General features: G+C 62.2%; 22 protein-coding genes and 3 pseudogenes. 8 read left to right on the forward strand and 17 right to left on the reverse strand.

The genetic code is table 11. From position 1 onward, the window contains the following. Together NV1_RS40385 and NV1_RS40390 are read right to left on the reverse strand one after the other, a co-directional pair. Entirely contained in the window at positions 1-1,251 is a 1,251-nt protein-coding gene (locus NV1_RS40385) for an NAD(P)/FAD-dependent oxidoreductase (RefSeq protein ID WP_067904576.1), read from the reverse strand. A gap of 163 nt (positions 1,252-1,414) precedes the next feature. After that, positions 1,415-2,533, reverse strand: coding sequence for an acyl-CoA dehydrogenase family protein (locus NV1_RS40390; protein ID WP_067904578.1), 1,119 nt, complete (start codon positions 2,531-2,533; stop codon positions 1,415-1,417). A gap of 283 nt (positions 2,534-2,816) precedes the next feature. Between NV1_RS40390 and NV1_RS40395 the strand changes: the two genes are divergently transcribed. Continuing rightward, entirely contained in the window at positions 2,817-3,899 is a 1,083-nt protein-coding gene (locus NV1_RS40395; protein WP_157117732.1) for an MBL fold metallo-hydrolase, read from the forward strand. Positions 3,900-4,135: 236 nt separating this feature from the next. Here NV1_RS40395 and NV1_RS47160 read toward each other — a convergent pair whose 3' ends face one another. Next, positions 4,136-4,522, reverse strand: a complete 387-nt coding sequence (locus NV1_RS47160; RefSeq protein WP_084526655.1) for an IS110 family transposase — start codon at positions 4,520-4,522, stop codon at positions 4,136-4,138. A 196-nt stretch (positions 4,523-4,718) separates the two neighbouring features. On the opposite strand from NV1_RS47160, the pseudogene NV1_RS47165 reads away from it, so the two are divergent. After that, a pseudogene (locus NV1_RS47165) lies at positions 4,719-4,898 on the forward strand (integrase core domain-containing protein); the annotation flags it as partial. A gap of 119 nt (positions 4,899-5,017) precedes the next feature. Here NV1_RS47165 and NV1_RS40405 read toward each other — a convergent pair. Together NV1_RS40405 and NV1_RS40410 are read right to left on the reverse strand one after the other, a co-directional pair. Next, positions 5,018-5,704 (reverse strand): TetR/AcrR family transcriptional regulator, encoded by a 687-nt coding sequence (locus NV1_RS40405; protein WP_067904581.1) that lies wholly within the window; start codon positions 5,702-5,704, stop codon positions 5,018-5,020. A gap of 158 nt (positions 5,705-5,862) precedes the next feature. Continuing rightward, entirely contained in the window at positions 5,863-6,264 is a 402-nt protein-coding gene (locus tag NV1_RS40410; protein ID WP_157117734.1) for a hypothetical protein, read from the reverse strand. 424 nt (positions 6,265-6,688) lie between these two features. On the opposite strand from NV1_RS40410, the gene NV1_RS42990 reads away from it, so the two are divergent. Next, the gene (locus NV1_RS42990; RefSeq protein ID WP_245714184.1) at positions 6,689-6,844 is read left to right on the forward strand and encodes a ferredoxin; all 156 of its coding nucleotides are present in this window, start codon (positions 6,689-6,691) and stop codon (positions 6,842-6,844) included. 781 nt (positions 6,845-7,625) lie between these two features. Here the strand turns inward: NV1_RS42990 and NV1_RS40415 are convergent. The 5 genes and pseudogenes from NV1_RS40415 to NV1_RS44985 all read right to left on the reverse strand — a co-directional run. Then, positions 7,626-8,084, reverse strand: a complete 459-nt coding sequence (locus NV1_RS40415; protein ID WP_067904585.1) for a MaoC family dehydratase — start codon at positions 8,082-8,084, stop codon at positions 7,626-7,628. A gap of 68 nt (positions 8,085-8,152) precedes the next feature. Beyond that, complete coding sequence (locus tag NV1_RS40420) at positions 8,153-8,914, reverse strand: SDR family NAD(P)-dependent oxidoreductase (RefSeq protein ID WP_067904588.1); 762 nt, start codon at positions 8,912-8,914, stop codon at positions 8,153-8,155. Positions 8,915-8,933: 19 nt separating this feature from the next. Then, positions 8,934-10,730: an acyl-CoA dehydrogenase gene (locus NV1_RS40425; RefSeq protein WP_067904596.1), complete on the reverse strand. Its 1,797-nt coding sequence runs from the start codon at positions 10,728-10,730 to the stop codon at positions 8,934-8,936. 28 nt (positions 10,731-10,758) lie between these two features. Then, on the reverse strand, positions 10,759-11,490 hold the full coding sequence (locus NV1_RS40430) for an SDR family NAD(P)-dependent oxidoreductase (RefSeq protein ID WP_067904599.1): 732 nt from the start codon (positions 11,488-11,490) through the stop codon (positions 10,759-10,761). Positions 11,491-11,507: 17 nt separating this feature from the next. Beyond that, a pseudogene (locus tag NV1_RS44985) lies at positions 11,508-11,909 on the reverse strand (thiolase family protein); the annotation flags it as partial. On the opposite strand from NV1_RS44985, the pseudogene NV1_RS44990 reads away from it, so the two are divergent. Further along, positions 11,907-12,230, forward strand: a pseudogene (locus tag NV1_RS44990) (IS110 family transposase); the annotation flags it as partial. The pseudogenes NV1_RS44985 and NV1_RS44990 overlap by 3 nt on opposite strands. A gap of 239 nt (positions 12,231-12,469) precedes the next feature. On the opposite strand, the gene NV1_RS40445 reads toward NV1_RS44990, so the two are convergent. From NV1_RS40445 to NV1_RS40475, 7 genes are all read right to left on the reverse strand, one after another. Further along, entirely contained in the window at positions 12,470-13,975 is a 1,506-nt protein-coding gene (locus NV1_RS40445; protein WP_067904609.1) for a class I adenylate-forming enzyme family protein, read from the reverse strand. A 73-nt stretch (positions 13,976-14,048) separates the two neighbouring features. Next, positions 14,049-14,318 carry an acyl-CoA synthase gene (locus NV1_RS44855; RefSeq protein ID WP_169813547.1) on the reverse strand — a complete coding sequence of 90 codons (270 nt, stop codon included), beginning with the start codon at positions 14,316-14,318 and terminating at the stop codon, positions 14,049-14,051. Positions 14,319-14,382: 64 nt separating this feature from the next. Next, complete coding sequence (locus NV1_RS40455; RefSeq protein WP_245714181.1) at positions 14,383-15,525, reverse strand: thiolase family protein; 1,143 nt, start codon at positions 15,523-15,525, stop codon at positions 14,383-14,385. A 4-nt stretch (positions 15,526-15,529) separates the two neighbouring features. Then, positions 15,530-15,871 carry a hypothetical protein gene (locus NV1_RS40460; protein WP_157117736.1) on the reverse strand — a complete coding sequence of 114 codons (342 nt, stop codon included), beginning with the start codon at positions 15,869-15,871 and terminating at the stop codon, positions 15,530-15,532. Then, positions 15,868-16,656, reverse strand: a complete 789-nt coding sequence (locus NV1_RS40465) for an SDR family NAD(P)-dependent oxidoreductase (RefSeq protein ID WP_067904618.1) — start codon at positions 16,654-16,656, stop codon at positions 15,868-15,870. The genes NV1_RS40460 and NV1_RS40465 overlap by 4 nt, the downstream gene beginning before the upstream one ends. A gap of 173 nt (positions 16,657-16,829) precedes the next feature. Next, on the reverse strand, positions 16,830-18,056 hold the full coding sequence (locus NV1_RS40470) for an acetyl-CoA C-acetyltransferase (RefSeq protein WP_067904620.1): 1,227 nt from the start codon (positions 18,054-18,056) through the stop codon (positions 16,830-16,832). 123 nt (positions 18,057-18,179) lie between these two features. Next, positions 18,180-18,950, reverse strand: a complete 771-nt coding sequence (locus NV1_RS40475; RefSeq protein WP_067904623.1) for an enoyl-CoA hydratase-related protein — start codon at positions 18,948-18,950, stop codon at positions 18,180-18,182. 329 nt (positions 18,951-19,279) lie between these two features. Here NV1_RS40475 and NV1_RS40480 point away from each other — a divergent pair, with 329 nt between their 5' ends. The 4 genes from NV1_RS40480 (at position 19,280) to NV1_RS40495 (ending at position 24,083) form a co-directional block, all read left to right on the forward strand. Next, entirely contained in the window at positions 19,280-19,636 is a 357-nt protein-coding gene (locus NV1_RS40480; RefSeq protein WP_169813548.1) for a transposase, read from the forward strand. Between the two features lie 195 nt (positions 19,637-19,831). Then, complete coding sequence (locus tag NV1_RS40485; RefSeq protein ID WP_067904626.1) at positions 19,832-21,010, forward strand: amidohydrolase family protein; 1,179 nt, start codon at positions 19,832-19,834, stop codon at positions 21,008-21,010. 157 nt (positions 21,011-21,167) lie between these two features. Then, complete coding sequence (locus tag NV1_RS40490; protein ID WP_067904629.1) at positions 21,168-21,998, forward strand: mycofactocin-coupled SDR family oxidoreductase; 831 nt, start codon at positions 21,168-21,170, stop codon at positions 21,996-21,998. Between the two features lie 183 nt (positions 21,999-22,181). After that, the gene (locus NV1_RS40495; RefSeq protein ID WP_245714182.1) at positions 22,182-24,083 is read left to right on the forward strand and encodes a flavin-containing monooxygenase; all 1,902 of its coding nucleotides are present in this window, start codon (positions 22,182-22,184) and stop codon (positions 24,081-24,083) included. Positions 24,084-24,086 lie beyond the last annotated feature (3 nt).

Here is a 24,086-nt window from a genome sequence, read left to right on the forward strand (position 1 = left end):
CTAGGCCAACAGCGAAGTCTTCATCGTTGCGGCGGTGGCGAGGTCGAAGCCTACCGCCTCCAACTCGCCACGCGAAGTCGCTGTCGGCGAGCCCAGAAGGCGTCGAGCCGCCATGTGGTCATCCGGCCGGTTAACCGATTCGACGCTGGTCAGGACATCATCGACGAATCGTGCCACCGAGAACCTGCCGCTATCGACAGAGCCGACGACAACGGTGTCGTCCGATGCGCTGGCCAGGCCGACCATCTGCACCATCTGGTCATATTGGTGCGTCCAGAACCATGGCACGTCCCGATATCCGCCGCCGTCGCCGCCGGCAAGCCGCCGTGCGACGAACCTCGCTTGGTCGACCGCGTTCTGAACCGATTCGAGGCGAACCAACCGGCCGCCAGCATGCTCGCTGGGGAACACAGCGCAGTCCCCAATTGCGCTGATATTGGGATCCGTAGTGCGCAGTTGCCCGTCGACGATGATGCCGCCGTCGACGGGCAGACCGGATGTTTCCGCGATCTCGGAGTTGGGTGTCGCGCCGACGCCGACCAACACCACATCGGCCGGAATTGTTGAACCGTCACTGAATTCGACCGCTTTAACCGAGTCGACGGATCCGTGGAGAGCGATAACATTCGCCTGCAATCGGAATCGGACGTCGTGGTCGGAGTGCACCTTGGTGAGATGGTTTGCCAGTTCTTCGGCGACCGATCGTGTCAGAGGCCTGTGCTGTGCCTCGACCACGGTGACTGTGTGACCCTGCGAGCGCGCGATTGCGGCAACTTCGAGGCCGATGAAGCCTCCCCCGAGGATGACGACGTTCTTTGGTTCACGCAGGTGGCGGCGTAACAGTCGCGCGTCTGAAAATGTGCGCAGCGAGACGACTCCATTGAGCTCGGCTCCCGGGATGTAGATCCTCCTGGCGCGCGCACCCGTTGCGATAACCACTGTACTGTAAGGGATTATGGCACCTGATGTCAGATGCGTCTCACGGGCGGTACGGTCGATCGCCTCGACGCGTTGTCCAAGATGCAGCGTCAGCGGCGGGACGCTGTAGTAAGACTCTTTCCGGAGGTAGAGATCCTCCTCCTTGGTGTTGCCAGCGAGAAAATCCTTCGCCAGGGGCGGTCGCTGGTACGGCAGATGCGATTCGTCTCCGACGAGGGCTATCGGGCCGGGGTACTTCGCCGTCCGCAAGGTGGCAATGAGCTGCAGTCCGGCCTGTCCGGCACCGATCACGACTATCGGGTTGTCTGTCATAGGCCCTCCCAATTTCTACTACTGCCGGTTTGGTAGCTTCGGTTCCGACACGAGCGCTCTACTGGGTCGATATCGGATTGTTCAGTGCAACAACGATTTATTGTTCGCGAATTACCCTCAGCCGCCTTGAAGGCCAACCGGCCGTGCTCGCCATCGTCGGGTGCTAAACACCGATGCGCTCGGCGAGGAGTGCTCGATGGTACCGTGAGTCGCCGAGGAAGAGCTGGGAGGCCTTCGCTCGCTTGAGGTATAAGTGGGCATCGTGCTCCCATGTGACGCCGATTCCGCCATGGATCTGGATCGTGTTGGCCGCTGAATGGAGGAAGGCATCCGAGCAGGACACTTTGGCCAGGCTTGCGGCCAGCGGCAACTCCGCTTCATCCTCTGCCGCTACCCAGCCGGCATAGTAGGCTGCGGACCGAGCAGACTCGATCTCGATGAGCATGTTCGCGCACATGTGCTTGATCGCCTGGAATGAGCCGATCGGCCGGCCGAACTGAAAGCGCGCTTTGCTGTAGTCGACGCTCATCTCCAGGCAGTATTGGGCTCCGCCGATCTGTTCGGCCGCGAGTGCTATAGCTGCGAGGTGGCTGGTCCTCGACAGCACACCGGCTGCCCTGCCAGCGGCACCGATCATCCTGGCCGGAGTGTTGTGGAACTCGAGACGAGCTAACTTACGGGTCTGGTCGAGAGTGCTCAACGAGGTGCGACTCAGGCCAGCGGCTGCACCGTCCACCGCGAACAGGCTCAGGCCATCCGGTGAACGGCCGACGACAAGCAGCAGCGTCGCCGTTGAACCATCGACGACATAGTTCTTGTGTCCCGATAGCGCCCAGCCACCACCAGCGGCAGGCGTTGCGGTGAGTTGGATACCCTCGTGGCCCCAACGGCCGCAGTCCTCGGTGAAAGCCAGCGTCGCGATGGTCTGTCCGCTCGCGATTCCCGGTAGCAGATCGTCATTCGCCGCCTCGTCTCCAGCAGCAAGGAGGGCGGTGCTGGCGAGTACCACGGTGGCAAAGAAGGGGGCGCATAGCAGTGAACGACCCATCTCCTCCAGCACGACGACCAGCTCTCGCCAGCTGTAGCCGGCGCCGCCGTACTCCTCCGGAATCACCAGGCCCTGCAGCCCCAGCTGGCTCGCCATCTGCGACCACACCGCGGGCTCATACCCTGCTTCGGTCTCCATCAGGCGACGTACCTCGGTATTCGGCGCCTTGTCCGCCAAGAAACGACGGACCAACTGTCGCAGCTCTTCTTGGTCACTACTGAATGCAAGCTTCACGCCGTATTCTCCTGTTGACTTCCGACCGCGAGGGCGGCTGGCGAGCTGGCCAGCGATCCCGGATGCTCCTCGAGAGCCTCACGTTAGACGAATAGGCTCTATATGTCTACATGCTCAACTGAAGGTCAGGCGCAGACTAATGCACACGTAGTGTATAGATGTCTATCATGGTCGTGATGGACATTCCGTGGTCGGCAACCCCTGGAGGTGTATCAATGCAGATCCGTGTCGAATCTGTTGAGCAGTACTCGAGCCGAACATCAACACGCCCCCCAGTAGCCCGGTGAACCCGGGTTCGAATGTCTCGGTCACCGGCACCATCCAGCGTGATCACTGGGCGGCAGGATCCATGCCTCCGATCGAGCAACTGAGGTCCGACCTCTGGTCGATTCCGCTACCGATGGAGAACAGTCCACTGCGCTACGTTTCCATCTACGTGCTGGTCGGTGAGGGCGGATTGACGCTGGTGGATGCCGGCTGGGACTCCGACGAGGCGTACGACGCACTGCAGGCGGGCCTGAACGCATTGGGCGGCACAGTCTCCGATGTGCTCGGATGCTTGGTTACTCACCACCATCCCGACCACCTTGGGCTCGCCGACCGAATCAGGGAGGCGTCGGGGGCCTGGATTGCCCTACACCCAGCGGACGCCGACGTGGTCGCAAGTCCTGAATATAGGCATCCACCAACCGCTTTGGATGCTGATGTTCGCTGGTTGTGTCAGCTAGGGGCTACCCGAGAAGAGGCGCAGCGTCTGCTCTCACTCGACGTCGACCATCGAGCCGACATTGCACTCGCCGACCGGCTCATTGAGGACAAAGAGGAAGTCCGCACCAGCGGCTGGACGCTACACGCCGTGCACACTCCAGGGCATACCCCGGGTCACCTATGCTTCTTCGCACCTGACCATAATGTGCTCTTCTCCGGAGACCACCTGCTGCCGAGGATCAGCCCGAACATTGCTGTCTCACGGCAGCCGGCGGTCGACGCACTCGGTGACTTCCTACAGTCCCTCACCCAGGTGGAAGGGCTCGGCGACCCAGAGATTCTTCCCGCGCACGAGTGGCGGTTTCGAGGAATCAGCGCTCGGACCGCACAGCTTCGTAATCACCACGCACTACGTCTGAGCGAGTTGCTCGCCGTAGTGCGAGCAAATCCGCACTCGACCCCGTGGGAGCTGGCCCCGTTGCTGCGCTGGTCGCGCTCGTGGGATCAGTACGACGGGTTCCTGAAGTGGTCCGCCGTCTCCGAGACTGCGTCGCATCTGCAACATCTGAGGGAACGAGGTGAGATTACCAGGACTTCCGATAAGACGATGCGCTTCAGGGCCGTAACGCGAAGTTCCGGGGTGGAGTGGGAAATCTGAACCGTTCGGTCACCACCGGGCATTCGCGATTGGCCTGTCCCAGGTGAGGCGGGACTGCCCCGATAGATGTCAAGCCGTCAACGCCTGATAGTCGGTGTGTAAAGCACGGAACACTTTCGCGCGAGATAGCGTTCGAGGCAACCCGAGATTTCTGGTGTCGTCTTGCCGTTGGTGGCCTCGATCGGATTAGTCAGCCGGTTCATGTCGGGGTCGAATGCGGTGCAGGTGGTGATGAGTCAGGCGCGTGGCATCTTGCGCAGCCGGCCATGTAGTTCTTCGGGGCGGTGACTTCCGAGCCGTCGAGCAGCCGCCGCGCGGCGGCGTAGGCGTCTATCTCGTCGGATTTGCTCTGGGCGCGGCGCAGCCGCCGGTTCGGGCGGGGTACCTCGGGGAATTGGTAGCCGTGCCAGTTCCACTCCATAGGAGCCGGTGCTTTCGATCCCGACTCGCGCGATCTGTCCGTGAGTCTTGATCCATTGCTCGATCGCCTCGTAACCTGCTGCGGTCGTGGGGAATTCGCGATTCGCGAGTCTTCTGCCGTGTTCGTTGACAATCGCGACATGATGGGTGTCGGCGTGAGTGTCGACCCCGGCGAAGACCGTCTGCTCGGTCGGACAGGCCAGTCGGGGGACGCGACCTCGACGCGGCTTGCTCCTATCAGGTTACTTCCTCCCCGGCAGGACCCAGGGATTCTACGCGGTCGGCTGACCACCAATGGCGCCAGCAGATCGACGGGTCCCGCGCAAGACACGGTCCGGAGACCGGTCAGGAAATTCAGAGTCAGATCCGCCGGGTCGTTGACGATCCGCCCTCATGCTCATGACTGATCTCCTATATTCCGCCCGAACACTGTGGAACAACGGATATCGAGCCGTTCAATCGGCGCTTTGGCATGAATGCCTCAACCGCAACCATCGGACCGGCCTGCTCGAAGCCCGAGCCGTGATCGGCGATTTCAAAACCAACCACAACCAACTGCACCGCCACTCGGCACTGGGCTATCTGACGCCGGTCCAGTACGCTGCGGGCTGCAGCTCAGCCATCACCCCGTGGCCTGCGACATCAACTGAAACCGATCGGAATCCCGGCCTCGAACACCGGGGTCGCCAAGGTCGCGATCAGGGGGTCAACATGCCGCCCATAGCTCGCCGAACGAAATCCGCACTGTCCTTCAGCTTGCGGGAATCGAAGCTGATGCCAGGAGTTGTGAATAGACTGAATAACATGCGCGCAACGCACTCCGACGCATCGGTGGGATCGAGATCCGGCCGGACATCACCACGTACTATCCCCTCCGCGATGAACGGCTCGATGGTCATCATGAGGGCCGAGACCGCCTGACTGGACGCAGTCGTGAACGTTCCAGTCTCGAACCGGATGTCGATGTCAGCTGGATGTACATTCGCATGCCGCCACTTCTCGTAGCGCAATACGATGACGGTGGCCGCGGCGAGTTGGTCGGCGATGTCTTCCTCGCTCGACATCGCGGACCGAATGTCGTCGGTGAAGACTTCCATCGACCACGAGCGAACGGCGTCGAGTAAAGTCTCTCGATCTGCGAAGTAATTGTACATCGAGGCACGTGATACCCCAGCAGCTCGAGCGACATCGCCCATCGTCAGCTTGGCGGGACCATACATGACATAGCACCGACGGGCTGCGTCCAGAATCTTGGCCTCGAGTCCGGTCTTGGTGTGAGGCACAAGCTCCCCTGCGGCATCGTACCATCGCGGCTTGGTCATCGACCAGCGGCGCTGATTTTTGGGTTGGGTCGGTTTCTTGATTTGGGTCGATTGTGCCGTCACCTCGACTAATATACCCGGGCCCAGTCGAACGCGGCCACATTGGGGCACGGAGTGTCCAGATGTCCAATCTCCTAGGTGGTGTCCTGTAATTCGTTGTGGTGGTTGGTGTTAGCACAGCATGCTGTGGCTGGTCGTGGTGAGTTGACGGATCGGGTGCTTCATGAGGTGGTCGTCGAAGACGACTCGATCGGGGTCGGGTCGAGTGAATCGTCAGTGTTGATCCAGCGTGGTCCGGGCTCATCAGCGCGCTGCTGGGAGGTGGCCACCTCCGCGACCGCACGGGTGCGGGAGCTCTCCCGCAGCGACAGCGCAAGAAGGACTGGATCGACGCCGCTGGCGCCGCGTGTGTCGCGGCCCTGCAGCGTGATTGCCGGCCGGTTGTCGCTGACGAACAGCGACGCTCTCAGAATGCTGGATGAACGTCGAAGTAACCTGTCTGCCAACAGGACTCGCACGATCAACCAGTTGCATGTGATCGACATGACCAGCGCCGGTCGCCAGCGGCACCTCGACTGTTGCGGTGATCGGCAACTCAACTCCGCGATCCACACCATCGCCATGGTCCCAGGCCTGCATGCGTGGCAGCCTCGGCTGGGCCTACTGTGGCCGCAAGATCGCCGCGGGAGCAACGCCACGGGCGGCCATGCGCAGCCGGAAGCGGCATCTGTCCAACCCGCATCTGGCGAACGATGATCAGAGACGAGAACCGGCGACGACGAGGTGGCTCTCCCGAGTCCGACTCTGCGGCTTGACAAGCGGAGAGACGCCCCGGCGGGTCGGGAGACTTGGTGACGTCAGTTTGCGCATGTCGAGTCAGCCGGCGGACGACTCCAAGCGCGTGGATCGCAGACTGCGGTCCGAATAGACATCTAGACACACAATGTATATTAGTTCCTGTCAGCAAGGTTATGGAATCGAGCAGGTTTCGTGGAGGCTTCAATCGTGAAAATCACCGTAGATCGATCTAAGTGCATGGGCGTAGGGATGTGCGAATCTCTCGCTCCCGAGTACTTCGCCGTGCAGCCGGATGGCTCGCTGGTTGTAACCGACAACATTCCCGATGAGGAAGCCGAGACTCTCGAGGAGGCTGTCCGGACGTGCCCAACGCAGGCGCTCGGGGTCGGCGAGGCAACCGGGTAGCCGCCGATTCGATTTGTCGACGATCCGGGTGACCGACAGCTTGTCAGGGCGGCCTTGCGTGGCAAGATGAAAGGATATTTCATCAAACCTGATCATTCAGGCGAATCGGCAGGTCAGCGGCGAGTTTCAAGGCACCACTTCTTGTTTGGTCTCGTTGATCGTGAGGCAGTCTCGTTGGCCTCGAGGTATCTGTCGATTTTTCTCATGCACTCGAGGCGTGGAGGTTACCCAGGCGCGGTTGCTGGGCCATCACCGTTGTCGTGGCGGCTGGAATGGCCGTCCTGCTGACAACAGGGTGGACCGGAAGGAAGGATTGGGCGGGTGACCACCGCACTGATCATCGGTGACCGTGCTACGTGACGGTTGCGCCGACGGTGATGCGGCAGTGCACGACTTCTACATGGACGCCGTCTTCCCCAGCCGGGGATTTGAGGTCGTGCCCTGCGCCGAGTGGCATGGAGAACGGCACTGACCCATGGCGTGTGGCGCACGTCGCCACGTTCTCCCTCTCACCCCCTGGGATAGACAGTCCAGGTCCGATACCAGTGGCTCTGCGCCGTCAACCGCCACATCGCCCACTGTTTCGTCCAACAGCACACCCTAACAAGATTGGACGAGATACCTCAACATCAGTGAGACAACGACCAGACCTGTCCCACAGACCGGAGACACCGCGGCTCAGCACCAACGCGTGTGAGGCGCCGGGGAGGTTTCCGGACAGTGGCCCCAACGTAGGGTGAGCCGCTGAGAAGAGCGGTCGATGTTCAACGGCCCGTTCGATTCAACGGTAGAAGCGGAATACTGGTTCGGCCACGCAGACGGGCTTGTCCACGGCCGTGCATTCCACTGTCGCTGCAAGCACTATCTGGACCCCGTCGTCGATCTCCTCGACTGTGGTGACCGTGGCGGTTAGCCGGACTTTCGATCCGACCGGGACCGGTGCGGGGAACCGGACTTTGTTCAGGCCGTAGTTGACGGCCATCGACGTCCGCCGGACGGTGAGGGTCTGGAGGAACATCGCGCTGAGTAGAGACAGCGTGAGATAGCCGTGTGCGATTGGTCCGCCGTAGGGGCTTTCGGTGTTGGCGCGCTCGATGTCTACGTGGATCCACTGGTGGTCTGCTGTGGCGTCGGCGAACGTATTCACCCGGTCCTGGGTGATGTCGAGCCAGTCGCTGCAGTCGAGTTGCTGCCCGAGAAGGCGGTGTAGGTCGTCGACATTGTCGATCGTGGTTGTCATGGGTATCTGCTCTCGCGCAAGGTTGAGGAGGTCGGCGGGTGGTAGAACGTGTCCGGGAGAGCCTTCGGTCAGGTGATGGTGACGCCGCCGTCGACCGCGATGGTCTGGCCGGTGACGTAGCCAGCGCTGTCGGAGGCGAGCCAGACGAGGGTGGCGGCGAGTTCGGTCGGGTCGCCGGTGCGGCCGAGGAGCATGCGTTGTGCCAGGCCGTCGAGGTAGCCTTCGCGGTACTGGTTGGTCATGTCGGATTCGAAGAAGCCCGGGGCGATCGAGTTGACGCGAATTCCCTTGCGGGGACCCCACTGTTGGGCGAGATCTCGGGTCAACCCGACGAGGCCCGCTTTGCTGGCGCTGTAGGCGGCTTGCGGCAGACCGGCAGTAGTCAGCCCGAGAATGCTGGAGATATTCACGATGGAACTTCCCGGCTTCATGACCCGTCCGCATGCCTGCGCTGCCCAGTAGGCGCCGGCCAGGTTGATGTCGATCACCGACCGGAACTGCTCGGGGGTTTCGCGGGTGGCTGGGAACGCGGTCGCGACTCCGGCGTTGTTGACGAGTACGTCCACTCGACCGAATTCCGACATTGCCACATCGACCATGGTCTGGCACTGGTCGGGGTCGGCGACGTCCGTTGTCACCGCGAGCGCTTGCCGGCCAACACTGCGAACCATTTGGGCGGTGTCGTCGAGTTTGTCGACGCGGCGTGCTGCGAGTACGACGTCCGCGCCCGCTTCTGCGACTGCAGTGGCGAACGCGACACCGAGGCCGGACGAGGCGCCGGTGACAATGACGACGCGGCCGTCGAGTCGGAACTTGTCGAGCACACTCATGTGCGGTGTCTCCTTGAGGTCAGAACCAGGTGGGCTTCATGTCGAGGGTGGTTCGGTCCAGGCTTGCCAGCAGATCGAGTTGCGGTGCGACCTTGGGCAGTTCATGGCGGTAGAAGTAGCGGGCGGCTTGGCGTTTGCCGTCGTAGAAGTCGCCGTCCTTGCCATCGACAGCGATGAGCTGTTCGAGCCACATCCACGCGATCACGGTGTGCCCGACCGCTTCCAGGTACACCGACGAGTTCGCCAACGTCGTCGTCGTGTCGCCAATCGACCACAGCGCTGCTGTGACCGCGACGATCCGGTTCCACACGACATCGAGTTCGGCCGCGCAGCGGGCGGGGTCGGCGCCGATAAGACGTCCGCGTTCGATGGTCCGGGTGATTTTTGATCCGAGCAGATTCAGCCCGGCACCACCGTGCATGGTGACCTTGCGGCCCAGCAGGTCCAGGCCCTGGATGCCGTGCGTGCCTTCGTGGATCGGGTTCAACCGGTTGTCGCGATAGTGCTGTTCGACGTCGTAGTCGCGGGTGTAGCCGTAACCGCCGTGGACCTGGATTGCGAGGTTGTTGGCTTCGAGGCACCATTGCGACGGCCAACTCTTGGCGATCGGCGTCAGGACGTCGAGGAGCAACGTCGCCTCGGTGGATGCATTGACATCTTCTGCGCTGTCGTGCTCGTCCACTAAGCGGGAACAGTAGAGACCGAGCGCGAGTGCGCCCTCGACATAAGATTTCTGCGCCAACAGCATTCGGCGGATATCGGCGTGTTCGATGATCGGAACCGGCGGCAAGGAAGGGTCCCTTGCTCCGAGCGGGCGACCCTGGGGGCGCCTTTTCGCGTACTCGAGCGACTTGAGATAGCCCACATACCCCAGTGCGATCGCGAGGAAGCCGACGCCGATCCGGGCTTCGTTCATCATGTGGAACATGTACGACAAGCCTTGACGTTCCTCGCCCACGAGGAATCCCGCCGCCCCGGATTGCCCTCCTGGGATATGTGTGCCGTCGCCGAAAGAGAGAAGTGCGTTGGTGGTGCCGCGGTTGCCCATCTTGTGGTTGAGGCCTACCAGGGTGACGTCGTTGCGTTCGCCGACGGCGCCGTCGGCATTGGGAAGGAATTTCGGGACGATGAACAATGAGATGCCTTTGACACCGGGGCCGCCGCCCGGTGTCTTCGCCAGTACCAGGTGCACGATGTTCTCGGTGAGCTCGTGGTCGCCCCCCGAAATCCACATTTTCGTGCCGGTCAACCGGTAGCTGCCGTCTTCCTGCGGGACTGCGCGGGTGGTGATGTCGGCCAGCGACGATCCAGCTTGAGGTTCCGACAGGCACATCGTGCCGAAGTACCGGCCCTCGAGCATCGGGCGGAGGTAGTGGTCGATCTGCTGCTCGGTGCCAAATTTCGCGATCAGGTTGGCGCTGGCGATCGTCAGGAACGGGTAGGCCGCGGTGCCGGCGTTAGCGGCCTGGAACCAGGCCATCGCCGCCCGCGCCACCGTGGTGGGCAGTTGCATGCCCCCGACGCTCTCGTCGAACTGCCCCGCGATCAGTCCCGCGGACGAATAGACATCGAGCGCCGCCTTCACCTCGTCGATCATCTCGATGGTGCCGTCCGGTCGCATGGTCGGCTCGTTCGCGTCGGCCTTCTTGTTGTGCGTGGCGAAATACTTGTGTGCGATGTCCGCACTGAGCTCGAGTACCGCGTCGAACGTTTCCCTGGAGTGTTCGGCGAAGCGCTTGCGAGAGGTCAATGAGCCGATGTCGAGCCATTCGTACAGCAGGAAGTCGATATCGCGCCGGGACAGTACATTAGTCATAGGTTTCGTCCGTTTCGAAAATGTGGTGTCACATGGAGACGCCGCCGTCGACCGGGAGGACGACGCCAGTGATGTAGCCCGCTTCCTCGGAAGCGAGGAAGCAAACGGCATCAGCGATTTCGGACGGGTCGGCGAACCGAGAAATGGGGCCGGTCAGTTCGGCGATCTTGTCCTCGGGGATGGATGCGGTCATCCGTGTTGCGGCGTTCGGGGAGATCGCGTTGACGGTGACACCGAACGCGGCCAGTTCCTTTGCGGCGGTCTTGGTGAATCCGATGATTCCGGCCTTGGCGGTGGCGTAGTTGGCCTGGCCTCGGTTGCCGTGCAGTCCGGTGTAGGAGGTGATGTTGACGACGCGTCCGAATTCCTGCTTCCGGAAGTGCGGCACGCAGGCCCTGGTGCAGCGGAACGTCCCGCCGGCGTGGACATTGAGGACCTGGTTCCAGTCGTCGTCGGTCAGCTTCCACAACACCTTGTCCCGCAGGATGCCGGCGTTGTTGATCAGGACATCGACTCGGCCGGTCTCGGCGAGGACGGTGGAGATGACTCGTTCGACGTCGTCGGTGTTACCGACGTCGGCGGGGATGCCGATGGCGCCGACGTCACGGGCGGACTTGTCGAGTTCGTCCTTGTCGAAGTCCACCATGAACACGGTCGCCTCGGCCTCGGCGAAGTGCCGGGCCAAAGCTTGGCCGATGCCGCGGGCGGCGCCGGTGACAATGACACTGCGGCCGGTGAAGTCGTAAGTGACGTTGCGCATTGAGATTTCCTTCTCTGTCAGTGGAGGCGTTCGAGGACCATGGCGATGCCCGGACCGCCTCCGAGGCACATGGTTTCGAGGCCGAACTGCTTGCCATGGGTCTGCAGGTTGTTGAGCAGGGTGGCGGTGATTCGGGCGTCGGTCATGCCGAACGGGTGGCCGAGGGCGATAACGAGGGCACCGCTTGGACGCCCGGATCGGGCCGAGTCGCCACAGGCCGGCCCCGTGGTGGACACGATGCGGGCGAGCGGCGTCAACCCCTTGGCCGTGGTGTCGGACATGATCACCATGGCGGACGCGCCGTCGTTGGGCGGGCATGCGTTGCCGGCGGTGACGGTGTCGTCGGGGCGGAACACGGGCTCGAGCCGGCTGAGGGCGTCATAGGTGGTGCCGGCGCGGGAGCCGTCGTCGGTGGATATCTGCTGGAAGAGGCTGGGCTGGACGTGCAGCTGGTCAACGCCCGTGACGTGAAGAACGTGCCCGGCCGCGCCAAGACCGACAAGCTGGACGCGGTGTGCCTGGCCGAGCTCACCGAACGGGGAATACTGCGACCCAGTTTCGTTCCGCCACAGTCGATCCGGAATCTGCGTGATTACACGCGGCTGCGAACCGATCTGGCCCGGGAACGCACCCGCTACTGGCAGCGGTTGGAGAAGTTGCTCGAGGATGCGCTGATCAAGGTGTCGGCGGTGGCGTCGACGATGACTGGGAAGTCGGTGCGGGACATGATCGATGCGCTGACCATCCAGATCGATACCCTGACCACCCGCACCGACGAGTTGCTGGCCACGATCGCGCTCGAGGCCGACCCCGTCAGCGACGGTCCTCATCCCAACTCCGGCAAGGCCGCCAAGTGAAGACGGCTTCATCGGCTCGAAGCCGGCCCGCAAACGGGTCCGGTCATAGGACGCATCTACGCGAGTTCCTCTCCCGGCGAACGTTCGTGGTCACCGCATCAGCATCTGCCACGCTCGAGAGGTCACGCGGTCGCGCTGCCGACAATCAGTGCGATGGCCTGCCGACGTAGCAGTTTGCCAGTCTCGGTGCGGGGGACCTCCGCCCACACCTGGACGCGGTCGGGAGTCTTTGAGCCGCGCAGATGCTCCCGGACGTGTGCACGCAGGTCTTCGGGAGTCGCCGTGGCACCGTCGCGCAGCACGACTGCTGCTTCGATGTGCTGACCCCATTCGTCATCGGGAATTCCCACCACCACAGCGTCATCGACGTCACAGTGGCCCAGCAAGACATCCTCGATCTCGGCCGGCGCGATGTTCTCCGCCCCCCGGATGATGGTGTCGTCCGCCCTTCCGCCGACGAACAGGAAGCCGTCTTCATCGAGGTAGCCCTGGTCGCGGGTGTCGAACCAGCCTTGCTCATCGATGGCCTTCCCGCTGCCGGCGTATTCACCAGACACCTGGTCGCCACGCACCCAGATGCGGCCGACGACACCAGCTTCGACCGGTCGGCGGTCCTGGTCGCGAATCTGCATCTCAATCGCGGGCACGACCTGGCCAACCGAACTCAGACGGGACCGGACCCTGGGATCGGTACTGGCAATCGCCGTCCGATGGTCCTCGGGGCCGAGTACGGCAACGGTCGAGCTCGTCTCGGTCAAACCGTATGCGTTGACGAAGCCGACGTTCGGCCATTGCTGCAGCGCGCGTTCAATGACATGCGCTGGCATCGGAGCCCCGCCATAGGCAAGTGTGCGCAATGACGGGACTGCAAGTTGTTCGTCGGGTGTGTCGATGATTCGTGCCAGCATGGTGGGCACGACGAGGGCGTTGGTGATCGCCTGCTCCCGGACAGTCTCCAGCCATTGTTGTGCGGTGAACTGCTCGAGCACGACTGTGCGCCGTCCGGCATAGAGATTCGTGATCGCATTCGCTACCGCTGCAATGTGATAGGGCGGAACGCTGATCAACGCAGCGTCGCTGGCCTCGGCCGAACCGAACTCGACGGAGCCGAAGACATATGCGGTGAGGTTATCGTGCTTGATCAGCACACCCTTCGGCTTGGAGGTGGTGCCGCTCGTGTAGATCATGACGGCGGGTGCGTTGGTCTCGGGTGGGTTGGTCTCGGGTGCGGCCTCGTCAGCGAGCTCGCCTATCTGGGACATCCAGTCATCCATGAGGTGGGCCGTGAGACCGGCGGCACGGAGTTTGCCGATCTCCCCGGGTCCAGCCAGGCCGACCGCCTTCGGGTGGTTGGCGAGCAAGGGCTCGAGTTGCTCTGCTCCGAGCCGGAAGTTGATCGGCACCAGTGGCACACCGGCCCGCGCAGCAGAGAATAGCGCGATCGGAAACATCGGGCCGTTGACTCCGAGGTAGACAACGGAGTCGGCTCCGGCCTCGAGGATGGCCCTGGCGCCGCCGATCGTCAGTTGGCGGAGCCGTTCTGCGGTCAAGCCCGAGTCCTTACGGCCGATCAGTGTGCGATCGCCGAATCCGTCGGATGCCATGTCCAGGAGCAAGGAGAGATTCATTTTCTTTGCGATTCCTCGTCGAAACGGTGGCCGGGAGCAAGTCGGGTGGAGTGACTGATATGTTGGAGTTTCACTATTGGCTTGCGCCTGTTCGGGGGATTTCGGAGAAGAAGGATGGGTCGCGGGTCGGTGGAATGTTTCGGTAACGCGCCGCGGTGGTTTCGAGGTCGGTGATTCGTTGGCGCAGCTGTCTCGCATCGTCGGAGTCTGCGTCCAGTTCGGCGAGGTTCTTACGGGTGAGTACCACCTCCTCGGCGAGACGTACCCGGGCCTCCCCTTGGGTGAGTAGGTCGTAGTCATCTTCGTCGGGTCGTTCGAGAGATGATTCATCGACGTTGTTCACGGTTGCCTCCTGCAAGGTATGTGAGCTATGCATGGCGCTGTGTCGAGTCGCAACTGGGTCGTGTTCACTTCCGCTCCAGAACATGTATGACGCAGATGGGGCCGACGCCCATCATCTGTGCGAGAGCGAGGCGAGCGGACGGATGCTGGCGACTGTTCGCTTCACCGCGGAGTTGCCTGACAATTTCGGCGACTTGTCCCACGCCCGTCGGTCCGATTGGATGACCCATGCCGAGCAGGCCACCTGAGGCGTTGAGCGCTGTGCGCCCTCCGATGTCGAACTCGCCCAGCTCGATCGCGCGCGCGGCCTCGCCTGGCTTGCAGAGTGCGAGCGCCTCGGCGTAGATCAATTCTTCGATCGTGAACGCGTCGTGGACCTCGACGATGTCGAGGTCCTGGGGATCGATCGAGGCAGCGTTGTAGGCGGCCTGTGCAGTGCGCGCGGTCAGGCTCGCGTCGCCTTCTACCTCTATTCCGCCAGCTGAGGACCGGGTTTCCGAGGCGAGTACTCGTACGGCACGTTCCCGTGCGATACCGAGTCGGGCCATCGCTTCCTCTGACACGACAAGCACAGCGGAGCCGCCCTCGCCAATCGGAGTGCACTGGTGACGGGTAAAGAACCCCGCGATGTAAGGCGGCGCGAGAATCTCATCCATGGTTCGTGCCGTTCGTCGCTGAGCGAACGGATTCGCGGCCGCGTTGCGTGAGTTCTTGAGGGCCACGCGGGCGATGTCCTCCCGGCTCGCGCCGGTAGCTGACATGTATTCGTCGGCGATCAATGCGAATCGGGCAGCGAACGACAATGAGTGCTCCAACAGACTGGGCAGTTTCGCCTTCGGCACACTCGAGCTGAAGCGGTCGGCCTTGTCCACGCCGATCGCAGCAGATACCTCGCTGAAGCCCGCGGCAACGTCCTTGACCGCAGCGGCGAAAGCCGACGAGCCCGACGCGGACGCGTTTTCGATCTGGACGATCGGAAGGCCGGTTTCGCCGAGATAGCGAAGCATCGTCGGCCCGGCGGCCATTCCGATTCGCGATGTGCCGACGAATGCCGAATCGACGTTGTTCCATTCGATCTGGGCATCAGTGAGGGCGGCGCGAACTGCGGTCATGCCTAACGTGACGTAGCTCGTCTCGGACGGACGTTGGTATGGATGCATTCCGATACCAACCACATAGACCGGGCGCAGGTTTGAAAGTGTAGCCACTGTGTCAGCTTTCTATCGAGGTGAAGACCAGTAGCGAACCGTCAGTGGCCGCGTGCGCGGCGACGCGGTCACCTGCCAGCAGTGTGTGGCCGACCTCTAACTGAGCAGTGACGATTGGGCCGCCATCGAGCCGGATATCGGCAACCGACGTAGCCGGCGCATCCTCGGATGCGCTGGGCACCGGAGTCGAGCAGACAATCGTGCCGGTCGCCACCAGTCCGACTTCGGATAGCGAATCGGGCGCCGCTCCGCACTTCGGGCAGCCGAACCGCTGTGCCGGATAGCTGACCGCCGTGCATTGCGCGCACGATACGCAGGTAATCGATGCCGGCATGTCCACGCTCACTGTGAAAAGGAAAAGCCGCCGTTGACCGCGTATGTCTGTCCGGTCGTCCAGGACGAGGCAGAGGACGCGAGGAGCAGGATCGCTCCGACTACGTCTTCAGGATCGCCGGGCCGGCGGATAACATAGTTGGAGAATAGCTTTCGGTTCATCTCCTCGTCAGCCAGCGCACGCTGCGTCGTCGGCGTGCGGGTAGAACCGAGCGAAACGTTGTTGGCGACGATCCCGTGCCGACCCAGCGCGCGTGCAACTGACCGGGTCAGCCCCGCAGCTCCTGCTTTCGCCGCCGAGTAGGGAACCAGATCCGCATCCCCGGTCCGACCAGCATCCGACACTACTGTCACGATGTTGCCGCCCTGGCCTGCGGCGACCATCTGCGGCAAAACTGCTCGCATCATGTACAACACTCCGTAGAGATTGACCTTGATCCATCCCTCCCAGGTCTCCGGTGAGGTCTCCCAGAAGTTCCGGCTTTCCGCCCGTTTCGTATCGACCCCGGCGTTGCCCGCGTTGTTGATCAGAATCGTGATTGGACCTGTATGAGCCACCACCGAATCAACCGCTGCAGTCACTTGTTGGAAATCGGTCACATCCGCGATCATCGGCACGGCCTGCCCGCCCGCGGCCTGCACCTCAGCAACGACTTTTTCTGCGCGCTCGGCATTCACGTCATTAACGATGACGGTTCCAGCGCCATTCGCGGCGAAGTCCAACGCGACCTGACGGCCGACGCCCTGCCCTGCCCCGGTGATCAAGGCAACCCTGCCATTCAGGTCGAATCGATTCATCGCACTGCACTCCTGTCCAGGAAGAACACATCAAGTCAAAGAGCAACAGGAGCGGCCTGCGAAACCGGTCCTCAGCTGCAAGACAACCATATACAAATGGACGTACAGTGTCTATACGATTAGGCGAGCGATGATCCCGCGACTATCGCGCAGACGGTGAGCCGGGCAGGTTGTCAGTTGAGCCGCTCGACGATCATGGCCATTCCCTGCCCGCCGCCGACGCACATGGTCTCGAGCCCGATCGTCTCGTCGCGGCTGCGAAGGCCGTTGAGCAAGGTGATGGCGATCCGAGCTCCGGTCATACCGAACGGGTGACCCAGTGCGATGGCACCGCCGTGCACATTGAGCTTGTCGCCGAACGGGTCGACGCCCAGTTCTCGGGCGGCCGGAATGACCTGAGCAGCAAATGCTTCGTTGATCTCGACCAAGTCCACGTCATCGATGGTCATTCCCGCCCGAGCCAGCGCAGTGCGCGAGGCTTCGACCGGTCCCAAGCCCATGATCTCCGGTGAGAGCCCGCTCACGGCTGTGGCTACGATGCGGGCAAGGGGCGTGATTTCGAGGTCTCGGGCCATCGTGTCGGACATGATGACCAGCGCGGCCGCTCCATCGTTGAGCGGGCAGCAGTTGCCCGCTGTCACGAGCCCGTTCGATCTGAATGCCGGTTTGAGAGCGGAGATCGATTGATAGGTGACACCTGGCCGCGGACCGTCGTCGTTCATGACGATCGTTCCATCGCCGAGCTCGATGGGAGTGATCTCGCGCTGGTAGAAGCCGTCTGCGATGGCCTTCTCGGCCAGGTTCTGCGACCTGACCGCGAACCGGTCCATCTCCTCACGCCCCACCCCTTTGACTCGCGCCACGTTCTCTGCGGTCTGGCCCATGGCGACGTAGACGTTGGGAAGCTCACCATTGAGCCGTGGGTCGCTCCAATCGGTCGCACCCTCCTCCGCCCGTGCCCGGCTGCGGGCCTCGGCTGGCTTGAACAGCGGGTTGCGCGTCTTCGGAAGGGAATCGGAGTTGCCCTGGGCATAGCGGGAGACGGTCTCAACCCCGGCCGAGATGTACACCTCGCCCTCGCCGGCACGAATTCCGTGCATCGCCATCCGGGTCGTCTGAACCGAAGACGCGCAATAGCGCGTCACGGTAGCGCCCGGCAGCTGGTCGTACCCGAGCTGTACGGCGACGACTCGGGCGAGATTGTTGCCCTGCTCCCCGCCAGGGAGTCCGCAGCCGAGGACCAGGTCCTCGATCGCCGCCGGATCCAACTGTGGCACTTGATCAAGTGCCGCCCGGACCATCTGAGTAGCAAGGTCGTCGGGACGCATCGAAGCTAGGGATCCCTTGTTCGCGCGGCCGATGGGCGATCGCGCGGCAGCGACGATTACGGCTTCAGGCATTGTTTGTCCTCCGGAACGGATAGGTGGCTCGGCCGCGAGCGAGGCGTGATGTCATATCCGGTCGTTGCAGGGTGCCGGCGGTTGTCATACCCGCCCTCGGGCACGACGGTGCTGCATGGCTCATCAACGTGCCTTCCAAACCGGCTTGCGCTTCTCGGCGAATGCGCGCGCACCCTCGCGGAAGTCTTCCGATCGCAACAGTTTCGTCGTTTCCGAGTAGCGTGCTTCCATCGCGCCTCGCACGCCCCCCGCCTCGTAGCCATCGAGCATCGCCTGCTTGGTGGCGCGCAGGGATAGGGGAGCACAAGCCAACAGTCGGTCTGCCCAGCGGAGGGCAACCTCGAGTGTCTCTCCTCGCGGCGCGATGTCGCTGACGAAACCGAGGTCCATCGCTTGCCGGGCCGTTAGTTGATCGCCGGTGAGGGCCAGAGCCATGGCTCTCTTGAGCCCGACTGCTCGGGGCAGTCTGTGGAGACCGCCGCCCAACGCAACCACACCGACCTTGACCTCCGGCAGGCCGAATCGGGCGTCCTCATCGGCGATGATGATGTCGCATGCGAGCGCGATCTCGAGTCCGCCACCGAGTGCCATGCCATTCACTGCCGCGATTACCGGTTTCGTAAGGTCCCATCGCTCCGCCAGCCCGCCGAAGCCACTGGCCGGGAACATGCTGCGGTCGCCTCCCATGGCCTGGTACTTCAGATCATTTCCGACGCAGAAGGCGCGGCCGCTGCCGGTAAGTACGGCGACCCAGAGGTCGGGATCGTTGCCGAAATCGTCGAAAACTTTCGACAACTCGGCATTGGCGGGGGCATGGAGGGCGTTCAGCACCTCTGGCCGGTCGAGTGTGACGACGAGCAGGTGATCCCGTCGTTCGACCTTGATGTACTCCATCTGACTCCTCGATCTGTTGCTGCGCGGCTAGCGGCTGGGTTCCTCGTCAGGTCCGCGGCTATCCACATCGAGTCCTGGTGCGATGCGGCTTGCAGATCGAATCGACCACCACGGTGCGATAGACGTGGGGGAGAAAGTTCTACCCCGCCGGAGTCGCAGCCGCGGCACTGGAGCCGGAGCTACACAGTTGGACACATTGTGTCTATCACAAGATGTGTGTACTTAGAGTATGGGTATGCAGATCGTGCGCGATCGGCCCGTCCCCAGCGAATGAGACATACCGGTATCAGAGTCCTGTTGGCCCGATGGGGCGGGGCGGGGCGATGAGAGTGGGACGGGACGATGAGAGACCTGGCTGGTCGGAAGCGGCATTCCGCAGTGGACGCCGTGCGAAAGCTGGCCGCGCCGATGAGTTGGCCGCGGAAGGCGAGACCGGCGAACGGATCGCCGCCGAGCTGGGAGTGTCGGCGGCGACCATGTACAGCTGGCGCCGCCAGTTCGGCGGCATGGACACCGACGCCGCGCAGGAGTTCAAGGAGCTTGCGCGAAGGGAACGCGCGGTTGAAGCGGTTGCTAAGCCACGTCGAACTGGAGAAGCACGCGTTGCGGGAGGTGGCTGGAAATTTCTGAGCCCAGCCGCCAAGCGCCACGCCGTGGACATGCTGCGCCATGACGGTAGGGCTTGATCTGCGGCGAGGGTCGTGGGCGACACCACGTCGATGATGTGAGGCGGACGCGGGCGTGTTGTGAACGTTGAAGGTTCCTGCGCCGTAGCCGTTGTCGGAGTCGCCCGTGCCCAAAGGATGGGCGATCAGACCCTTGGCGATAGACATAAGTACGAGTACTGTTTAATTGTTCAAACTCGGAAAGGTGGGCTTTGCATGAGCTTGCTCGAATCTGCGCATATCATCTCGGTCGACGACCATCTCATCGAACCGCCTCGCGTGTGGCAGGATCGCCTGCCGGCGGCGCTACGTGAACGAGGGCCGCGAATCGTCGAAACCGAGAAGGGTCATCATGTCTGGCACTTCGACGGCGACGTCTATGCACAGCTGGGCCTCAACGCCGTAGCTGGAAAACCGCTGGAGGAGTACGGCGTTGAACCGCTGCGCTACGACGACATGATCCCCGGGTGCTACGACCCACGGGAACGAGTCAAGGACATGGACCTGGACGGGGTCCAAGCAGCACTCTGCTTCCCGACCTTTCCTGGTTTCGGAGGGCGGGTGTTCCATCAGGCCAAGGACAAGGACCTTGCCCTCCCCTGCGTGCAAGCGTGGAATGATTTCTCCATCGATGAGTGGTGTGCGGCGGCCCCCGACCGGTTGATCCCGCTGGCGCTCGTCCCCACCTGGGACGTGAATCTCGCTGTTGCCGAGGTCGAGCGGATGGCTGGTCGAGGTGCCCGCGCGATCGCGTTCCCGGAAAGCCCAGTACCGCTTGGCATGCCGTCCTTCCATACGGACTACTGGGACCCGCTGTGGAGTGCGTGTGAAGCCAATGACATGCCGGTCTGCCTCCACTTCGGTTCCTCTGGCATCACACCAGGGTTTTCATCTACGAAGAGTTCCGGTGCGGGCATCAGCAACACGAACGTGGAGAGCAAGGAGGTGCCGTTCGCGGTCGCGATCGCACTCTTCGCCTCGAACCTGATGTGGACGACTGTCGACCTGCTGTTCTCCGGAGCCCTGCAGCGTCACCCAAAGCTCCAGTTCCTGCTGTCCGAGGGCGGGATCGGTTGGGTACCTTACATCTTGCAGCGCACTGACCAAACCTGGGAGCGTCACCGTCACTATCAGGACATCGATAAGAACACCAGGCCGTCGGAGTTGTTCCACAAGCATTTTTGGGGGTGTTTCATCGACGACCAGCATGGACTTGACAACCGCTACGAGATCGGGATCGACAAGATCCTGCTAGAGATCGACTTCCCTCATTCCGACTCGAACTGGCCGAACAGCCGTAAACGCGCAGCCGAAATGTTCGCCAATGTGCCCGACGACGAGGCGACGATGATCGCCGAGACGAACGCACGCCGGCTACTGCGCTTCCCGCGTTAGGCGTCGACCGCTGACAGGTCGGGGGCCGGCAATCTGGCCGGTCTCCGGCGGGACTTGGATGTACGGACCGCCTCGGTAATCCGCGGAAACGGCGACGCGCCCAGACATACCCGTGCTGCTATAACAACTATTGAATGATTGTTCTTGAGGGGACATAATGACCAAACGGCTCGACGGCAAAGTAGCGTTCATCACCGGAGCCGCTCGAGGGCAGGGGCGCAGTCATGCACTCCGTCTTGCTGAAGAGGGCGCGAACATTATCGCCCTCGACCTCTGTGCCAACGTTGACACGCTACCGTACGGCCTAGCCCGCCCCGAAGAACTCGCCGACGTGGTTGAACAGGTCGAGAAGCTCGGGCAATCCATTGTTGCCGCTGCGGCTGACGTGCGTGACTACGACGCGGTCGCTGACGTAGTCAAGCGGGGTGTAGACGAATTCGGCCATCTCGACATCGTTTCTGCGAACGCCGGAGTGTGCAACTTCAGCCCGGCGGAAAAGATCACCGAACAGTCCTGGCAAGACGTTATCGACATCAACCTGACCGGTGTATGGCACACCGCCAAAGCAGCCATCCCTGCCATGATCGATGGCGGCCGTGGCGGCTCAATCGTCTTGACGAGCTCGACGATGGGCCTCAAAGGCGCCCGAAACGTCGCGCACTACACAGCGAGCAAGCACGGAGTTGTTGGAATCATGCGTTCACTCGCACTCGAGCTCGCCGAGCACCACATCCGTGTGAACTCGGTGCATCCGACAAACGTCGACACCGATATGATCCTTAACGACGGAATGTACAAACTCTTTCGTCCCGACCTCGAACACCCCACCATCGACGATGTGCGTGGTGTGTTCGCGAGCCTCAACACCCTTCCAGTGCCGTGGGTCGAGTCGATTGACGTCAGCAACGCGCTCGTGTTCCTCGCCTCGGACGAAGCGCGTTACATCACGGGTGTCTCGCTGCCGATCGACGCTGGCGCTCTACTCTGACTCCACCGCCCTGCACATCCTGGTGTCGACCCTGTGGCCACACATTATTCCGTTGGAGAGATCGGCAGGCAGGCGGACCTCCTGGCAGCGTCGTCAAGCTCCGGACCTTGTGCTCGAGCAACGAACCGAGTGTCGAAATGTTGTATGACCTGCCACCTTTACGCACGACAAAGGGGATTCTTTGTGATTCCGGCCAACAGGACCGATGACTTGCTTTCGGAGGCGATCGCCGAGGCGAATATCCCGACCCTGCTTCTCGTCCTGACTCAGTTGAGCGGTGAGTTGCGATGGATCGAACCACCGTTCACGCCTACCCGTCCACGCGGACTGAGCGACAACGACTCGGCCGGCCTATCGACCGCGCTTCAGGAAACGGTCCGAGCGGAGGCGCTTCGAGCAATCCGGGACTGGCGCGGTGGCAAGCCGGTGGCAATGCCGAATCCAGATGTCGAGCTACTCGTCCGGATGCTGAGCGTTTCACTCGGTGAGCCGCTGCCCACCGAATATGGACCGCTGGTGGCGGATGCGCTGGCAACTACGGATCTCAGTGACGATGCCGTCGTCGGGCCCCCGCCTGGATTCCGCGCGATCGTAATGGGTGCAGGTATGTCGGGAATTGCCGCCGCAGTCAGGCTGGCACAGGCGAATGTTCCCTACACGATACTCGAGCGCAATGATGAGGTCGGCGGAACCTGGATGGAAAACCGGTATCCCGGATGCGGCGTGGATGTGCCGAGTCATCTGTACTCCTACACATTCGCGGATAGGGAGTGGACGCACTACTTCGCCATGCGGGACGAGTTGTTCGCGTACTTCAACGGAGTGGCCGACGATTTCGGCTTGCGAGAGAACATCCGTTTCAACACCGAGGTTGTGTCCGCGCACTTCGACGAGGATTCGCAAGAGTGGGTTGTGCAAGCGCGGGGCTCGGACGACACCCTCGAAACCTACCGAGCGAACCTACTCATCAGCGCGGTGGGGGTGTTCAATAAGCCACGCTTGCCGAATGTCCCCGGAATAGATGGCTTCACAGGAAACTCTGTTCACACAGCTCGCTGGCCGATTGAGGACATAGATCTCGACGGGCGTCGCGTCGCCGTCGTCGGGAACGCAGCCAGCGCTATGCAGGTTGTACCAGCCATCGCCGATCGCGTCGCCGACCTCACGATCTTCCAGCGGTCGCCGCAATGGGTTACACCGTTCGAAAAATTGCACGAGCCAATACCTGATGCGATCAACTACCTCATGGCGGAGGTCCCATTATACCGGCTGTGGTACCGACTGCGCCTCGGATGGGCGTTCAACGACCGGCTGCATCCGGCGCTCCAGAAGGACCCGGACTGGCCGCACCCTGAACGGGCGGTCAACTCGATCAACGACCGTCATCGCCTCGGCCTCACGCGTTATATCGAGGCCGAGCTGGGGGATCGGCTGGATCTTTTGCCTGACGTACTGCCCGACTACCCGCCGTTCGGAAAGCGAATTCTCCTCGACAACGGCTGGTATCGGACGATCCGCCGTCCCAACGTGCATCTTCTGACGGAGTCGGTGACAGAGGTTACCCGTGATGGTGTGGTCGGGTCGGTCAGCGGTCAGCACGATGTGGACGTGATCATCTGGGCAACGGGTTTCGACGTCGTACATTTCGTCGCACCCATCGAGGTAATCGGAACCTCCGGTACCAAGCTCTCAGAAACGTGGAACGAGGACGACGCAAGAGCCTACCTCGGCACCGCTGTTCCTGGTTTTCCGAATTTCTTCTGCTTGTACGGCCCGAACACTCAATTCGGCCACGGCGGCAGCCTGACGAGTGTCATCGAACGCCAGTTGCATTACATCATGGATGTCCTGGACAAGTTGTGGGCATCCGGAGCTCGGTCCATCGAGGTACGGCCCGAGGTATATGAAGACTACGGACGGCGGATCGACGACGCGCACGAGCGCATGATCTGGACGCATGAGGGAATGCAGACCTACTACCGGAACTCGAAAGGACGCGTGGTGGTGCCGAATCCCTTCCGGATTATGGACATGTGGGAGTGGACCAAAGAAGCGAATCTCAACGACTACGAACTTCATCGTTAGCCG

Source organism: Nocardia vaccinii NBRC 15922, from assembly GCF_001613305.1.
In the GTDB taxonomy this organism is placed as follows: Bacteria; Actinomycetota; Actinomycetes; order Mycobacteriales; family Mycobacteriaceae; genus Nocardia; species Nocardia vaccinii.

Excerpts from the sequence above, each read along its gene's own strand:
- NV1_RS40420 (WP_067904588.1), bottom strand. The coding sequence starts at position 8,914 with ATGAGTGTGCTCGACAAGTTCCGACTCGACGGCCGCGTCGTCATTGTC.
- NV1_RS40410 (WP_157117734.1), bottom strand. The coding sequence starts at position 6,264 with ATGGCGATGGTGTGGATCGCGGAGTTGAGTTGCCGATCACCGCAACAG.
- NV1_RS40465 (WP_067904618.1), bottom strand. The coding sequence starts at position 16,656 with ATGAATCGATTCGACCTGAATGGCAGGGTTGCCTTGATCACCGGGGCA.
- NV1_RS40470 (WP_067904620.1), bottom strand. The coding sequence starts at position 18,056 with ATGCCTGAAGCCGTAATCGTCGCTGCCGCGCGATCGCCCATCGGCCGC.
- NV1_RS40475 (WP_067904623.1), bottom strand. The coding sequence starts at position 18,950 with ATGGAGTACATCAAGGTCGAACGACGGGATCACCTGCTCGTCGTCACA.
- NV1_RS40430 (WP_067904599.1), bottom strand. The coding sequence starts at position 11,490 with ATGCGCAACGTCACTTACGACTTCACCGGCCGCAGTGTCATTGTCACC.
- NV1_RS40425 (WP_067904596.1), bottom strand. The coding sequence starts at position 10,730 with ATGACTAATGTACTGTCCCGGCGCGATATCGACTTCCTGCTGTACGAA.
- NV1_RS40445 (WP_067904609.1), bottom strand. The coding sequence starts at position 13,975 with ATGAATCTCTCCTTGCTCCTGGACATGGCATCCGACGGATTCGGCGAT.
- NV1_RS40490 (WP_067904629.1), top strand. The coding sequence starts at position 21,168 with ATGACCAAACGGCTCGACGGCAAAGTAGCGTTCATCACCGGAGCCGCT.
- NV1_RS40385 (WP_067904576.1), bottom strand. The coding sequence starts at position 1,251 with ATGACAGACAACCCGATAGTCGTGATCGGTGCCGGACAGGCCGGACTG.
- NV1_RS42990 (WP_245714184.1), top strand. The coding sequence starts at position 6,689 with ATGTGCGAATCTCTCGCTCCCGAGTACTTCGCCGTGCAGCCGGATGGC.
- NV1_RS40485 (WP_067904626.1), top strand. The coding sequence starts at position 19,832 with ATGAGCTTGCTCGAATCTGCGCATATCATCTCGGTCGACGACCATCTC.
- NV1_RS40415 (WP_067904585.1), bottom strand. The coding sequence starts at position 8,084 with ATGACAACCACGATCGACAATGTCGACGACCTACACCGCCTTCTCGGG.